Raw genomic sequence first — 16,013 nt, forward strand, 5'->3', positions numbered from 1 at the left:
TATAGTCACATGAAAAATCTCAATTTAGAATAACATTACAAATTTAAGATGGAGCTTTAAAATTGAAAAATATTTTTCTTGTTTTGTTATTTTTAAATTCCCAATTTGCTTTTTCAACAGATATCGTTATACATCCCCCTAAAATATCAAAGAATGATAATCGTAGTTTGTATTTTATAGATATGCTTGAGCTTGCTTTAGATAAAACAAAGTTTAAATATGGTGATTATAAATTGCAGGCCTCCGAGAAAGTAATGTACCAAGGAGATGCCTTGAATGCTCTTGCAAAAGGTAAATATTACGATATCGCTTGGTCGATGACTTCACAAAAAAGAGAAGATGATTTACATCCTATTAGAATACCACTTCTTAAGGGGTTGTTGGGATATAGGGTATTTATTATCCATAAAAATGCTCAAAAAAAATTTTTTAAAATTAAGACCATTGAAGAAATAAAAAAACTAAAAACAGTTCAAGGTAGTGATTGGCCTGATTATGATATACTCAAATCTGCTGGTTTCAATATTGTGGGCACAACAGACTATGAACATATGTTTGAAATGGTTAACAATGGAGAGATTGATTATTTTCCAAGAGGTCTTAATGAACCTTGGGAAGAGTTAGCGGCCAGACCTCAGTTAAAAAATTTGATAGTTGATTCAAAAAATGTATTAGTTTATCCGACTGCAATATATTTTTTTGTGAATAAGAACAATAAATATCTCGCAAGAAGAATTCAAGAAGGTCTAGATATTGCAATCAGTGATGGAAGTTTTCATGAAAAATTTTTTAAACACCCTGTGACCAAAAATATGTTTAAGAATTCATCTTTACATAAAAGAAATTCCTTTAATATTCAAAATCCAGTTTTACCAAAGTTGACACCTGAAGATAAAAAATATTGGTTTTATTTGAAAAAACGCTAAATATCTTGATGCTGTTTGATTATATTCTTAAGTTTTTTAATAAATTCATTGCTTGAAAAAGGTTTTAACAAATAGTTTGTCACTCCAGAATTCAAAGCATCAAGTACTTTTTCCTGTTGATTCACAGAAGTAATCATTAAAAATGGTGTATTGATATAGTCGGCTTCTTTTCGAATCCATTTTACAAATTCCAGGCCTGTTCCTTTGGGCATTTCCCAATCACACAAAATGATATCAATTGCTTTGCCACCAGATATTTTTTGATTTTCAAGTATAATTTTTGCAAATTCAACATCATCTGATTCAAAAAAAGGTCCATTGAATCCGTTTTTTCTAAGAACTTCTTTAAGAATAATTCTCATCCTTTGATCATCATCAAGTATAAGAAATGTTAAATTTGCTGAGATCTTCATGAGATTTCCTTAATAAAAAACAAGTATTTATCCGATATTCTTCTAATATTTAATACTAACTTAATTTTATACTGAATTATGTCTATAAGAAAATTAAATTTAATATTTTCAGTAATAATTGTTCTTTCAATAATTGTTTTTATCTATGTGTTTGCTCGAAATATTTTTACAAAAGAATTTAAAGAACTTGATAAGATTGAAATGAGAAATACTATTAAGTCTGTAGAAAAAACTATTTTTTCAAAAGTTGATTCATACAAAAGAATATTAGATGGTGAGTCTCAGTGGGACGAATTACATAGTCAGGCAAATTATTTAGATCAACCTTTCTTTAAAAATGTTTATACTCATCAAAATTTAAAAGAATACCAAATGGATGGGCTTATAGGTCTAAATAAAAACGGAAAAACTTTCGGAATCCAGCTAAATTTTGAAGAATTCAAAAGTGATCAAGAGAAAAAAATTATTGAACTAATTGAAAATGAAAAACTGATTCAAGTTTTTCAATTGAAAAATGGTGAAAAATTAGAAAAATTCTCTACGTTCATTGAAATAGGTGGTAACCCATATTTGGTTGTTGGAAGAGGTATAGACAAAACAAAACCTAATTTTAATTATAATGGTTTAATCATCTGTATTCGAAACCTTAAAAAACTTTTAAATGAAGAGATTTCTGCTCAAATGGGGTTAGATATTTCAGCTTTAGGGCTGAACGATAAAGAGGTTGATAATCTAGGTGCTTCCCATGTCATCACGAATTCTTCTACTTCTTCATTGTCTGAAGGCATTGAGTTCATTAGTAATGATCGAATTGCTGGATATTTTCTTGTTACAGATCATAATCTTAAAACTATTTCAATATTAAAAATTTCAAAGCTAAGAGTTTTTAATTTAAAGGGGCAAGAAATATTTGATAAAATAGTTTATGGTGTTTTATTTATATTTCTTTTTTTTACGACTATCAGATTATATTTCCTCGACACAATGGTCATTTCAAGGATTAGTAAATTAGCTAAAAATGTAATTCGTATTGGAGAAGATGATGAATCATTAAATTATAGATTGAGTTGTCATAAAAATGATGAGATTGGAAAACTATGTCTGAAAATAAATCAGATGCTAGATCTTATTCAAGAAAGACATAATTCATTAAAGATTGTGTTAAACAATATAGGACAGGGATTGCTTTCTTTTGATAGAAAAGGAAATATAAAAGATCATTATTCAGAGGCCGTGAGAATGATGTTTCAAACTGAGGTTACACATACAAGTTTAGCAAAAATTCTAGGAGAGAAAAAAGAATATGTAGATAAATTTGTTTCAGGACTTTTTAATGGGCCTTTAACATTTGAAGAAATGAGAGAGCTTTGCCCCAAAGAAAAAGAAATCAATGGTAAAATTCTAGGTTTTGAGTATAAAAAAATTGTGAACAAATATAACGAGTTTGTTGAAGTATTAATGCTTATAAGCGATATAACGAGTAAAAAGGAATTGGAAAAATTTGAAGAAGAAGTCAAACAAAACACAGATTCTCTAGTTGCTTCACTTTCTAGTATAGATTCTTTTTTGGATGTACAAGATAGAGTTATAAGGATGGAGCAAAATCTCAAAAATGTAGACAAATATAAAATAGATATTCACGATTTAAAAAGTAAGTTTGCTTTTTTAAAGATGTATGAACTTGCAGATTTATGTACTAATATTGAAGATATATTACATAGAGGCGACAGTTACAATTCAATCGAACATTTTCAATTAATTAAGAAAAAAATAGATATGTTTTATATGAAAAATGAAGAAATTCTTGGGCCATTAATTAAAGAGTCAAATTCAGTTGTGATACCAAATGAGAAATTTCTTCAGATAAAGCAAATGGTCAAAAAAAGTTTAGGTCAGACAAAATTTGAGGAGATTGAAACTTATTTTCTCAAGGAAAATTTAAGTGATCATTTGAGATGGTTAAATCGAAATGTCATTTCGCTATCAAGTTCTTTAAATAAAAAAGTAAATCCAATTACTTGGCAAGGAAATGTTTATATTGATCCTTCGAATTACGAAAGTATATTTCTAAAACTTGGTCACATTATCAATAATATGCTTGATCATGGAATTGAATCTCCAGAAGAGAGAAAAATTGCAAATAAAAATGAATTTGGAACAGTTAAAATCTCTATCAAGGAAAACGATGATTTTATCCTCTTGGAGTTAAGTGATGATGGACGCGGAATTGATAAGGAAAAATTAACTGAAATTGCGAACTCACGAGAATATAAATATAATTCTGATTTAGAACTCTATAATATCATTTTTGACGAAGGAATATCCACAAATAGTCAAGAAAATAGTATCTCAGGAGCAGGTCTAGGCCTCTATGATTTAAAAACTGAAATTTTAAAAAAAGGTGGGCAAATTTCCGTAGAATCAGAAACAGGTTTGGGGACAAAATTTACTATTCAAATACCAAAAAAGCTTAAGCAGGTCGCCTAACGACTATGCGCGTTCGTTTGTGAAACCTTTACATCATTTAGGTAATGCTGTAGATTCTGTTAGAATTATTTATTTATGCTTACTCATTCTGAATAACACTTACTTGGATTTTTATGAAAAAGTTAGCGATTTTTATTCCCGCCTATAATGCGGCCAAAACAATTCCTACAGTAATAGATCGAATTCCCCAAGAAATAAAAAATAAAGTACAAGAAATATTCATTGTCGATAATGCAAGTGATGATAATACTTATTTGACTGTCATAGGTTATAGACATGAAATCGGACTGAATAATCTTAAAATTATCCGAAATGAAAAAAATATCGGCTACGGTGGATCTCAAAAACTGGCCTACAAATACGCTATCGAACAAGGTTATGATATTGTAGTCATGCTTCATGGAGATGCCCAATATGCTCCTGAGTATCTGCCAGATATTATCAAACCGCTAGAAGAAGATAAGGCCGATCTCGTTTTTGGTTCACGAATGACAGGTGATCCCAAAAAGGGAGGAATGCCACTTTGGAAACGTTTCGCAAATAGACTCATCACTTGGTTTGAAAATACTGTTTTAGAAACAAATCTCTCTGAATTTCACTCAGGTTACCGTGGTTATAGCTGCAAGGCTCTTAAGGATATTCCATTTGATTTATGTGCTGATGATTATCATTTTGATACTGATATTCTTGTCCAATATACAATCGCAAACAAAAGAATCGACGAAACCACAATTCCAACACACTATGGTAAAGAATCTCAAAGTCCTTCTATGTACCAATTGATCGTCTATGTCTTTGGTATTGTCAGTTCAATGAGCGAATATTGGATGCACAAAAAGGGCATTAAAATCGTCGAAAAATATAATTTTGGAAGATTTTCTCGTTCTCAGAAACAAAAGTCTGTATGAACATAGAAAAAACTAAAATAGAAGGATGTTTCATCCTTACGCCTACTATTTTTGAAGATTCCCGAGGAAAGTTTGTTAAAAATTTTAATTGTAAAGTATTTAAAGATTATAATCTCGATACAGACTTCAAAGAATCCTATTATTCAATTTCAAAAAAGTTTGTTGCCAGAGGGATGCACTTTCAAATTCCCCCACATGATCATTGTAAATTAGTCTACGTCTCAACGGGAAAAATTAAAGACTTTATTTTGGACTTAAGGAAAAATTCTAAGACTTTTGGTGAAGTCATTGAAATTGAACTATCGAGTAAGAATTGTAGACAAGTCTATCTCTCTAAGGGCCTGGCCCATGGCTTTATCTCTATAGAAGATTCAACAACTGTACATTATATGCAAACTACAATTTATTCTCAAGAGTCAGATAAGGGGATCCATTTGTCACATGTTGTTAAAGACATTCACAATTATACTCTTTCACAGAGAGATTTAACGCATCCAACATTCACAGAATTTAATTCACCCTTTTAATAAGGAGATAAAGTGAAAATTCTTATTACTGGTACAAATGGATTTATTGGAAGAAATATACTTAAGCAGTTGAAAAATAAATACCACTTTGTTTGCCTACACCGAAACACTTCTCAAGTTCATTCTATTCATGAAGGGGTAGAGGTGGTTAAATATAATGGAAACTATGATGACCTTCTTTTACAACTTGATAATATAAAAATTGAAGGCATCTTACATCTTGCTTCCTATTTCGTTAAGGATCACAACAAAAATGAACTCGATGTTTTATTAGAAAGCAATATTGCATATGGTTTGAAGCTTCTTGAGTTCGCCAAAGAAACAAATGTTAAATGGTTTCTCAATACGAGTACCTTTTGGACCCATTTTGAAAATCATCTCTACAACCCAGTGAATTTATATGCTGCCACTAAGCAGGCCTTTATAGATCTGGCCCATTTTTATTGCGAAACTTCAAGCCTAAAATTTAACTCCCTGGAATTATCTGATACCTTTGGGCCAGGTGATGAAAGAAATAAAATCGTAAATCTCCTCATTGATATGTCGCAAAGTGGAAGAGCACTCAAAGTATCTCCAGGTGCTCAAGAAATTGATATTTCATACATCGACGATGTGGTGAGTGGTTTTGATTCTATGATTGAACTATTGAGTTCAAATTGTACTGGCAATATGGATGCGTTCTCCCTTTACTCAATGAATAAAATGAGTTTAAAAGAACTCGTCGAAAAGTTTGAAAGTGTTCTTGGCCGTCAGCTGAATATTGAATTTGGAGCAACTGACTATAGGCCTAGAGAAGTCATGAAAACTTGGAATGGTGGTAAAGAAATACCAGGTTTTCATCCAGAGTTTTCATTTGAAAAAGGTATTGAACAATGCCTTAAAGATAAGGGGATTATATGAAAGCAGTGATTTTAGCAGGAGGGTTGGGAACAAGAATTAGTGAAGAGACTCATTTAAAACCCAAACCGATGATTGAAATCGGTCAAAGACCTATTCTTTGGCATATAATGAAAACTTATTCTCATCATGGAATAAATGATTTTATTGTATGTTGCGGTTACAAGGGTGATGTTATCAAAGAATACTTCGCTAATTACTATCTTTATGAAAGAGACATTACGATAAACCTAGATACAAACGAACACAACGTTCACAATAATTATGCTGAACCTTGGAAAGTAACCCTAGTTGACACCGGACATGACACAATGACTGGTGGGCGTTTAAAAAGAGTAAAAGAATACTTGGATGAAAAAGAGCCTTTTTGTCTTACATACGGAGATGGAGTTTCAGATGTTAATATCTCTGAACTCGTAAAGTATCACAATACTCATAAAAAACTAGGTACTATCACGGCAATTCGACCTCCAGAAAGATATGGCGTATTAGATTTCGGGGAAAATAACCAAGTAAAATCCTTCAAGGAAAAACCAGAAAATGAAAACTTCTATATTAACGGTGGTTTCTTTGTCCTCTCCCCTAAAGTTTTAGACTATGTCGATGGCGATCATATTTCATTTGAACGAGAACCATTAACGAAATTAGCAAATGAAGGTGAATTACAGGCCTATAAACATGATGGTTTTTGGCAATGTATGGATACATTAAGAGATAAAACACTTTTAGAAAAACTTTGGCATGACAAAACTGCTCCTTGGAAAGTTTGGCCATGAAAAAAATATTCAAAGGTCGAAATGTTCTTGTTACTGGACATACGGGTTTTAAAGGAGCTTGGCTCTCTCTTTGGTTGAACAAATTAAATGCTAATGTAACAGGAATTTCTCTGCCACCAGAAAACATTCGCGGTAACTTATATCAGTCACTTGAATTAAATAAAATAATTGATTCTAGATATTGTGATATTGGTGATTATTCAAAACTCAAAGAAATTATTATTGAGACCCGTCCAGAAATTGTATTTCATTTGGCCGCCCAACCCATCGTTCTTTCTTCATATGAAGACCCTATTAATAATTATAGATCAAACGTTATGGGTACTTTAAATTTACTTGAGAGCTTACGCTACTGTGATTCCGTGAAAACAATTTTGGCCGTGACAACTGATAAATGTTACCAAAATAATGAATGGGTTTGGCCGTATCGAGAAGATGATAAACTAGGTGGAATTGATCCTTACTCAGCTTCAAAAGCAATGACTGAAATCCTCGTTAATTCACACAAGCAATCATTTTTTGAAGACAAAGGAATAGGGGTTGCTACGGCCCGCGCTGGAAACGTCATTGGTGGCGGTGACTTTGCAAAATATAGAATTATTCCAGATATTGTTGAGAGCATTGAAAAAAACCAACAAACCATAATCAGAAATCCTTATGCCATAAGACCATGGCAACATGTTTTTGATGCCCTCAATGGCTATCTCACACTTTGTTCAAAATTAGATCAAGATCCAAAACAATTCTCAAAGGCCTACAATTTTGGGCCCGATAATTGTGAAAAGAAGTTTAACGTACAGTACATAACCGAACTTTTTATTAATAAAATGAAGAGAGGAAGTTTTAAAATTGTTTCTTCTGAGTTTAAACATCACGAGGCCAAAATATTAAGACTTGATTCTTCAAGGGCCAAGGAAGAACTCAACTGGTCGCCAAAGTGGAGCACAGAGAAAGCGATCGAAGAAACTGCCAACTGGTTTCAAGCATATCTTATAGATCCAAAAGCAAACTGTTTAAAATTAAGCCAAGATCATCTAGACAAATTTACGGAGAACTTAATTGAATAATTTAAGACAAAAAATACTAGATTTAGTTAAAGAATTTCATAATGAAAAACAAAATGCTTCATTCGTGCCAGGCAAGTCACCTATTCCTGTCTCTGGAAAAGTATACAATGAGACTGATCTTTGTCATCTTGTTGATGCGTCTTTAGATTTTTGGCTAACAACAGGTCGATATAATGATTCTTTTGAAAAGAAAATGAGAGAATATTTTGGTGTTAGAGCAGCTTATACAGTTAACTCTGGTTCATCGGCCAATCTTGTGGCCACATCAGCTTTAACTTCTCATCTACTTGAAGATAGGGCCCTAAAACCTGGTGATGAAATTATAACTGTTGCAGCAGGTTTCCCGACCACTGTGAATCCTATCATCCAAATTGGTTGCATTCCTGTTTTTGTAGACGTTGATATTCCTACTTATAATGTTAATGTATCAGAGCTTGAAAATGCTATAACAAATAAAACAAAGGCCATAATTTTGGCCCATACACTGGGCAATCCTTTTAATTTATCGGCCATCACAAAACTTGCTAAAAAGTATAACCTTTGGATTATGGAAGATTGTTGTGATGCTTTAGGTTCAACATATGAAGGAAAGAAGGTTGGAACTTTTGGTGACGTTTCTACATTAAGTTTTTACCCGGCCCATCATATGACAATGGGAGAAGGTGGACTAGTTTTCACAGATGATCCGAAACTTAAAAAAGCTGCCCTGGCCATAAGAGATTGGGGAAGAGACTGTTGGTGTGCTCCTGGTGAAGATAATTCATGTAAAAAAAGATTTGACTGGAAACTCGGAGAACTTCCTCAAGGTTATGACCACAAATATACATATTCACATCTTGGGTATAATTTAAAGATAACAGACATGCAGGCCGCAGTTGGTGTCGCTCAATTTGAACACTTGCCAGGTTTTATTGAAAAACGAAAAGATAATTTCAAGTTTTTAAAAGAATCCCTCTTGCAGTTTGAAGATTATTTTATTTTACCAGAAGCAACTCCTCAGAGTGAACCATCTTGGTTTGGATTTCCAATATCATTAAGAGAAGGGGTTAAGTTTTCAAGAGAAGATTTACTCATCTATTTAAATAGCCATAAAGTGGCAACACGTCTTCTTTTTGCCGGAAACATTGTAAAACAACCTTATATGCAAAAACAGAATTTTGAAATTCGTTCTGAGCTTAAAAATACAGATTATATAATGAACAATACATTTTGGATTGGAGTGTTTCCTGGACTAGATGCAAAAATGCTTGAATATGTTGTTTCTATATTTGATAAATTCTTACAAAGTAAAAAGTAAATTTATTTCATCTTTCTTGAGGAGTCGTTATAAAAACAAAAATATTTTTTATACTCTTAGCAATTTGTTTTTTATTTGGACACCTTCCTTATGTACTAGGTGGAGGGTTTTTGGCAGATGATTGGCATGTTGCAGAGTTGCCTTATTTGCCTAGTCTCATTGATTATGTCTTAGGTACGTTACAAAGTACTTTTGGAAATCGCCCAGTTGATCCATTCTATTATTTGATTTCAACAATACTTTTTAAAGATTCTCAAGTAATGTGGATTTTTAAGAATATATTCATGTTTTTTATTATTGCTTTCAATCTCTATACTGTACTGAAAGATATTGTTTCTAAAGAACTTCAGACACTTTTATTTGTAATGTTTCTCTTCCCAGCAATGGGGACGGCCGTTTATTTTTCTCCTGGTCTTCAATCTTTAACTACTTTTGCGGCCATGATTTGGAGTTTTTCCTTAATTTTCCAAAAAAAATATCATATGACTGGCCTAAAAAAATATCTCTTTATTTCTTTAGGCCTATATATTCTCTCTCTTCTTACTTATGAAATCCCTCTCACTCTTTTGCCTATTAATCTATGCTTGCCTTTTTTAATTTTTGGTTTAAAAGAAAAAAATGCTCGTATCCAATTTATCCAATTGTTAGTCTCTTTCTTCTTAATCGGAATATTTATACTCGTATTTCAAAAAGGGATTGCCCCTATGTATGCAGTCAATATTCCCGAGAAAGTGAGAATAACTTCAATCTCGGGACTGCTTATAAGCTTTGTACGAGCATTGTTTCATTATTCAGCTTTGATTTTGTTAGACTTACCACATGCTCTGATTGGTTCTCTTGTCTATGTTTTAATCTTTGTAAAACTTTTTATTATTTTGCCGGTAATAGGTCTCATTGGACTAAGTTATTATTTTGGAAAAAAAGGTGGAGATATTTTTGAAAATATTAAACAGTCCAAAAATAATCAAAAAGATTTATTATATATAACTTTGATTTTTGTTTTCTTTATGTTTGGTTTAAACGCAGTACTTCACACTCCCGTAGGTTCCGTCCCAACCCTTAAGGCCTATTCAAATAGGGCCGTCATTGGCATGTCTTTTACTATTCCATTTTTGATATATCTATTAAGCAGTCTTATTCCGAATCTGAAAAGAAGAACAATATTTATGTCTTTCATGACTTGTTTGTATATTTTCACTTTCCTCGTTCAAAGAGATAATTATATTCATTCATATGCAATCACTGAAAAAATTCAAAACGATATCCAAGAAAAAATAAAAAATCTAAAAGACTCAAATCCTCAGGTTAATTTAGATGAACTTTGCTTTCTTGCCGACGTTCCTCTCTATGCTCCTAATAATTTACTTAAAGAAATTACTTTTAATATCGATACCTATGATTTGCAAAGGTCTCTGGCATATCGTTTTGGGACAAAAGTTAAAGTGAGTACAATTAATATTGAGAGAGTCAAATACGGAGATGTAACATTCTCTAATGATAATCAAAATTATATTCATCAAGGGCTAAAATGCGAAAGTAACAAAACGTATATTTACACATATCTCCTTCCTGATGGTTTATCAAAAATGAATAAGATCGAGAGTTTTGAGGCCATAAAAGAGCTTGTCTCTTCTCCAAAAAATAATCCATTCTACACATCAAGTTTTCTTCAGGGATATCTAGATTTAAAAACAAAACTGAGAAACTTTGTAAGAAATACTCTGGGCGAATATGGATTAAAGAGTTAAGGGGTGGTCATATGGAAATATTATATGTTTTCTCTATTATTGGATTTACTCTAAAAGCCCGAAATTATTTTAGTACAAATAATCAAAATTTTATTCCACTCTTTGTCATATCTTCGATAGCATATATTTCCTATTTTCTTTACTTTTTTTCGGCCGGTAAATATTTTGTTATACTAGCTCAATTCACTGGTTTGATTCTACTTTTCCTTGAGTTATTTAAAATATACAAAAAACAACAAAGCTTGACAGAAACTTTCAATCCAGCAATGGGATTTCTTATAACGGGCTCCCTTGTTGCTTACGCCCAAACATTTGGTGGATATGTCTATGGACATGATCAATATATTATCACCAATATGGTTAAGTATTTATCTATAATGAATCGTTACTGGGACTTCAATAACCGTCTAGATGAATCAGTATCCTCTCTTTACGCTCCAGGAATTGCCCTCATTCAAGTCTTTTTTCAAGGTTTTAAATTTAAAGATTCTAGTGCTTCTTACGCTATTTACACTTTTTTGTTACTTTGTTTTTATCCAATTTTTGATCTAGTGTTTCCCAAATATCAAAATTTAAAAGACTGGAAAAAATTAATCTTCTTCTTTATGAGTATGCTCTTTATAGTCGCTGCATTTGGCGAAGGCATGACGAATTTAAGAGTCGATACTATTACGGCATGCCTCTTTGGAATAATGCTTTTTTATATTTATACAAAAGACATAACCATTCAAAATAGTCTTGTTCTTGGCATAGTGCTAAGTTTGGGCGCACTTATCAAAGGGACAGCTCTTGCTTTTGGTGCAGGTGGAATGATTATTTGGACAATAAAGCTCTTTTTCAAAAGAAAAACAGAATGGAAAAAATTGATTAAGGCCCCTATGCTTTCTTTTTTGTGTTTATTTCTTTGCACAGTTAGTTGGATTATTTATAAAAAAAATGCAGATTTAGACAAGTTTAAAAATTCTCCCTCTACAGAATCATTAATTTCACGCTTTTTAAAAATGGATGAATCTAGAGAATTTGTCTTAAAACATTTTAAAAATGAAGTTTTTGAAACTAATCTAAACCGTGAGGTTGATCCGGGTAACGGATTTATCATGACCAAATTTTCGTTATCAAAATATTCTTCCTCATTTGGAGGAACGGTTTATTGGACAATTTTATTCGCGCTGATTGCTTTCTTGTTATCATTAAAAAACAAAGAGAAATTTAACCGTTTCTTCTACATCTCAACTTTTTTAATAGGTCCATTCTTGTACCTTGGTTTACTTATTATATTTTGGACAACTGTTTGTAAAAATCACAATTTTGCTATAGATGCTCTCTTTTGCTACTCTCGTTATGTTAGAACTTTTTATGGAGCACTTGCTATACTTGTTCTAGGACTCTATTTTTTAGAACATAAAAAACTCGCAAAAGTGACCCAATATACTCTACCCATAATATTAGTTTTTCACTGGATTTTTTCATTTCCTTCAATCGGCACATCAATTAAACCTGTAAAAAAACTTGCTCAAAACTCTAATCTAGAAGTACGAAAAAAAATCGAACAGGATATTGCGTACCCTGATTTAATTAATAGTAAAAAACAACTCGATATATTTTTCACTTTTTCACCCATCGGCACTGGCGTTAATGCTGAAGAACAAGTGATGGCCATCTATTCTCTTATTCCACATAGAACTCATTTCATGGATATTAATACCTATAGTACAAAAAAAGAATTTTCAAGTGAGGAAGATGCGTTAGAATATTTAAAGAAATTTGATTATTTATTACTGAGAAACGTTGAACAGCTCTTTCAAAAAAGATTTAAAAACATTTTTAATACTGATTCAAAAGTACTCTATAAATTTGATGGCCAAAAATTTATTGGGTTAAGATAATTTTTTTAAAAAACTGAAAGTTTAACTCGTTTTTCTTAATCTATCTACAACTTGCTGAATGACATCTATATTGTTCATGACATAAAAATGAACACCAGGTGCACCTTTTTCCATCAATTCAAAGGCCTGATTGTATGCCCAATTCACACCAATCTCTTTGATATGCTCAGGATTATCATTCATTTCATTTACAAGTTCATCCGGTAAGTCACAGTAAAAAAACTTTGGTATACTTGTCAGTTGTCTTGGCTTATCGATAATTTTTAATCCAGGAATAATAGGAACATTTATACCAGCATCTCTACAAAGCTCGAGAAAATTAAAATAATGTTTATTTTCAAAAAACATCTGCGTCATCACATAGTCAGCTCCAAAATCAACTTTCTTTTTTAAAAACTGAATATCTTTGTGTAAATTTGGGGACTCAAAATGCTTTTCGGGATAACCTGCTACTCCTACTCCAAAATCTAAGGGCCTTGGTGTGTTAACCTCTTCTTGATAAATTCCTTGTCTAATTTGTGAAATTTGATCAACGAGATCCCCTGCGTATCTATTCTCTGTTCGGTCTTTATTTTTTTCCTTCTGATAATTTGTCTCATCCCCCCTGAGGGCCAAAACATTATGAACTCCTAGGTAATTGAGCTCAATGAGTGCATCTTCAGTTTCTTCTCTAGTGAAACCTCTGCATAAGAGATGCGCGACTGTATCTATTTTAAACCTGTTTTGAATTATTCCACAAATTCCAACTGTACCGGGTCTTTTTTTGTGAATAACTCTTCGAATTCCTCCATCTGGATTTCTCACGTAAATCGCCTCCGCTGCATGAGACGTAACATCTATCCAAGGGGGATTATATTCTGCGATGGCCTTCACAATATTGGTAATATCTTGAATACTTTTTCCACGCCCAGGAGGAACGATTTCAAAAGTTATAAAAGGGTTTTTTGCCTTCTCAATATGCTCAATGACTTTCATTTAATTTCCTTGTTGTCCGCTGCCTAGAATAAGGGAAATGAAACAATATTTAAATCATTTTCTCGAGAACTTTTATTAACATATTCTCATCAATATATTCCATACAATCCTTACGATGACCTTGATATTCATTTCCTAAATTTAAAAATCCACAACCTCTTATAGAAGAATTAATATTGTAAGAATTAATTCCAATCGCTCCCCAACGTTCAGAGTTAGTTGGGCCATTTAATGAAATAGTCTTAGTTCCAAGTGCCCAACTAAGGTGCATGATTCCCGTATTAACGCTAACTGTAAAATGTGCCTCTTTTATAAGTCCAGCTGTTTTACACAGCTTTTCTCCTGCATAATTTTTTGCAAATAATTTATATCTCTTCAAAAAATCATCATTTTTAACTTTTTCAGCTGGGGAACCAGTTAGATAAATGACAAATCCATGAGAGTTAACAAATTCACCAATTTTTGCCCATTTTTCTATTGGCCATTCTCTAAGCTGACCATTTTCTCCACCGGCCCACAAATGAAACACACAATATTTGCAATCCAGATAATGTGGGACAATATTTGTTAAATGTGGCAAGTGATGTACTTGTACATCTAAACATTCTGATATGAGATTACGGTAATTATCTAGTTCATGTATCTTGGGATTATGCAAACTAAATGCATCATAAGCATAATGTCTATACTGACTTAGGGTTTTAAAACCAATGACAAACTCTGAATTAGAAAAGTATGAGTAGATTGAATTAATTCTTGGCCAGGAACCTAAATCAATAAAAACATTGAAGTGGTAGTTTTTTAAAACTTTATAAGCTTTTAAAGGTGATTTAACAGGAAGATACACGCAATCGACATTTCTTGGAATGAGCTCTCTCATGAGGTAGTTACTTTCACCCAGAAAGAGCGTTAGTTTTGCATGAGGGTATTTTATCTTTAAGTCTTCGAGAATGGCACAAACGAGAATAGTGTCACCAATCGCAGCTTCCTTGAGTACACCAATTTGATATATCTCTGCTGGTTTTTTCTTTTTATCATGTATCAGACCAAGTAAAAAGAGTATCAAACTTCCCAAATAAAGATCTATTTTTTTTGAAAGTTTACTTGTTCTGCTCATTAATCTTTTTTTCCCAATCTACTGCAGTTTTTAGAATAATGTTTAAGTCATTATATTTTGGAGTCCAGCCAAAAGTTTTTTTAATTTTTTCACTCTTTGCAATTAAGCACGGTGGATCTCCTTCTCTTCTTTTATCTATAAGAATATTGAGTCCACTTCCATACATTTCTTTCATTTTGTCAGTTACTTCTTTAACGGTATGACCTTGTCCATAACCACAATTGAATACATCTGATTGACCTCCATTATTTAAATATGTGAGTGCATCAAGGTGGGCCTGTGCAAGATCTAAAACATGAATATAATCTCTTATACATGTTCCATCTCTGGTTTCATAATCATCGCCAAAAATAAACATTTTATCACGTTTACCTACAATAAGTTCTGCCACTGTTTTAATTAAATGTGTCGTTATAGGAGTGCATTGACCTAGTTGATTGTCTATATCTGCACCAGCAACATTAAAATATCTAAGGGCCACGTAATTGAAAGCATGATTTGCTCTTGAAATATCTTCTAATGCCCATTCTGTCATAAGTTTACTTCTTCCATAGGGATTTATCGGATCTAGGGGAGTTGATTCATCAACTTCAGCGACTTCAGGTATTCCATAGACAGCTGCTGTACTTGAAAAAATAAAGTTCTTAACATCATTTTCTACACAAGTTTTAATCAGCTCAAAAGATTTTATAGTGTTATTTTGATAATATTTAATAGGGTTAGTTACACTCTCTGGTACAATAATACTCCCTGCAAAATGAAGGACAGATTTTATATTATTTTTTTTAATTATCTCACTCACAAGTTTGTTGTCGCAAATATCACCAACAATGAGTTTACCAGAAAGTACAGATTCTTTTCTTCCGGTTGAAAGATTATCTAATATAACTATTTCATAATTTTGTTTATTTAGAAGTTTAATGACATGAGAACCGATATAACCGGCCCCACCCGTTACGAGTATTTTATCACTCATTTTGCCTACTCCC

Annotated in this window: 14 protein-coding genes; 10 read left to right on the plus strand and 4 right to left on the minus strand. The window is 32.2% G+C overall.

All coding sequences use genetic code 11. The features are described from left to right. Positions 1 to 62 precede the first annotated feature (62 nt). Positions 63 to 926, plus strand: a complete 864-nt coding sequence (locus H6622_12675) for a transporter substrate-binding domain-containing protein (GenBank protein MCB9062367.1) — start codon at positions 63 to 65, stop codon at positions 924 to 926. Here H6622_12675 and H6622_12680 read toward each other — a convergent pair. Beyond that, the gene (locus tag H6622_12680) at positions 923 to 1,339 is read right to left on the minus strand and encodes a response regulator (protein MCB9062368.1); all 417 of its coding nucleotides are present in this window, start codon (positions 1,337 to 1,339) and stop codon (positions 923 to 925) included. The two genes, H6622_12675 and H6622_12680, sit on opposite strands and share 4 nt — an antisense overlap. Positions 1,340 to 1,417: 78 nt before the next feature. On the opposite strand from H6622_12680, the gene H6622_12685 reads away from it, so the two are divergent. From H6622_12685 to H6622_12725, 9 genes are all read left to right on the plus strand, one after another. Beyond that, complete coding sequence (locus H6622_12685) at positions 1,418 to 3,826, plus strand: hypothetical protein (protein ID MCB9062369.1); 2,409 nt, start codon at positions 1,418 to 1,420, stop codon at positions 3,824 to 3,826. Between the two features lie 113 nt (positions 3,827 to 3,939). Next, the gene (locus tag H6622_12690) at positions 3,940 to 4,734 is read left to right on the plus strand and encodes a glycosyltransferase family 2 protein (protein MCB9062370.1); all 795 of its coding nucleotides are present in this window, start codon (positions 3,940 to 3,942) and stop codon (positions 4,732 to 4,734) included. Then, a complete protein-coding gene (locus tag H6622_12695; protein ID MCB9062371.1) occupies positions 4,731 to 5,261 on the plus strand; it encodes a dTDP-4-dehydrorhamnose 3,5-epimerase family protein in 531 nt (176 codons plus the stop codon). The genes H6622_12690 and H6622_12695 overlap by 4 nt, the downstream gene beginning before the upstream one ends. Before the next feature lie 12 nt (positions 5,262 to 5,273). Beyond that, on the plus strand, positions 5,274 to 6,161 hold the full coding sequence (locus H6622_12700; protein MCB9062372.1) for an NAD(P)-dependent oxidoreductase: 888 nt from the start codon (positions 5,274 to 5,276) through the stop codon (positions 6,159 to 6,161). After that, entirely contained in the window at positions 6,158 to 6,934 is a 777-nt protein-coding gene (gene rfbF / locus H6622_12705; protein MCB9062373.1) for a glucose-1-phosphate cytidylyltransferase, read from the plus strand. The genes H6622_12700 and rfbF overlap by 4 nt, the downstream gene beginning before the upstream one ends. Next, complete coding sequence (gene rfbG / locus H6622_12710; GenBank protein MCB9062374.1) at positions 6,916 to 8,001, plus strand: CDP-glucose 4,6-dehydratase; 1,086 nt, start codon at positions 6,916 to 6,918, stop codon at positions 7,999 to 8,001. The genes rfbF and rfbG overlap by 19 nt, the downstream gene beginning before the upstream one ends. After that, entirely contained in the window at positions 7,994 to 9,298 is a 1,305-nt protein-coding gene (rfbH, locus tag H6622_12715) for a lipopolysaccharide biosynthesis protein RfbH (GenBank protein ID MCB9062375.1), read from the plus strand. Before rfbG ends, rfbH begins: the two co-directional genes overlap by 8 nt. 110 nt (positions 9,299 to 9,408) lie before the next feature. Continuing rightward, positions 9,409 to 11,046 carry a hypothetical protein gene (locus tag H6622_12720; protein MCB9062376.1) on the plus strand — a complete coding sequence of 546 codons (1,638 nt, stop codon included), beginning with the start codon at positions 9,409 to 9,411 and terminating at the stop codon, positions 11,044 to 11,046. Between the two features lie 11 nt (positions 11,047 to 11,057). Beyond that, complete coding sequence (locus H6622_12725; protein ID MCB9062377.1) at positions 11,058 to 12,932, plus strand: hypothetical protein; 1,875 nt, start codon at positions 11,058 to 11,060, stop codon at positions 12,930 to 12,932. A 21-nt stretch (positions 12,933 to 12,953) separates the two neighbouring features. Here H6622_12725 and H6622_12730 read toward each other — a convergent pair whose 3' ends face one another. Genes H6622_12730 through galE form a run of 3 tightly spaced genes read right to left on the minus strand, consistent with a single transcriptional unit; the run spans position 12,954 to position 16,000 of the window. Next, positions 12,954 to 13,907: a methylenetetrahydrofolate reductase gene (locus H6622_12730; protein ID MCB9062378.1), complete on the minus strand. Its 954-nt coding sequence runs from the start codon at positions 13,905 to 13,907 to the stop codon at positions 12,954 to 12,956. 49 nt (positions 13,908 to 13,956) lie between these two features. Continuing rightward, positions 13,957 to 15,024, minus strand: coding sequence for a glycosyltransferase family 9 protein (locus H6622_12735; protein ID MCB9062379.1), 1,068 nt, complete (start codon positions 15,022 to 15,024; stop codon positions 13,957 to 13,959). Then, on the minus strand, positions 15,008 to 16,000 hold the full coding sequence (galE, locus tag H6622_12740) for a UDP-glucose 4-epimerase GalE (protein ID MCB9062380.1): 993 nt from the start codon (positions 15,998 to 16,000) through the stop codon (positions 15,008 to 15,010). Before galE ends, H6622_12735 begins: the two co-directional genes overlap by 17 nt. Positions 16,001 to 16,013: the final 13 nt, after the last annotated feature.

Source organism: Halobacteriovoraceae bacterium (genome assembly GCA_020635115.1).
Taxonomy (GTDB): Bacteria; Bdellovibrionota; Bacteriovoracia; order Bacteriovoracales; family Bacteriovoracaceae; genus JACKAK01.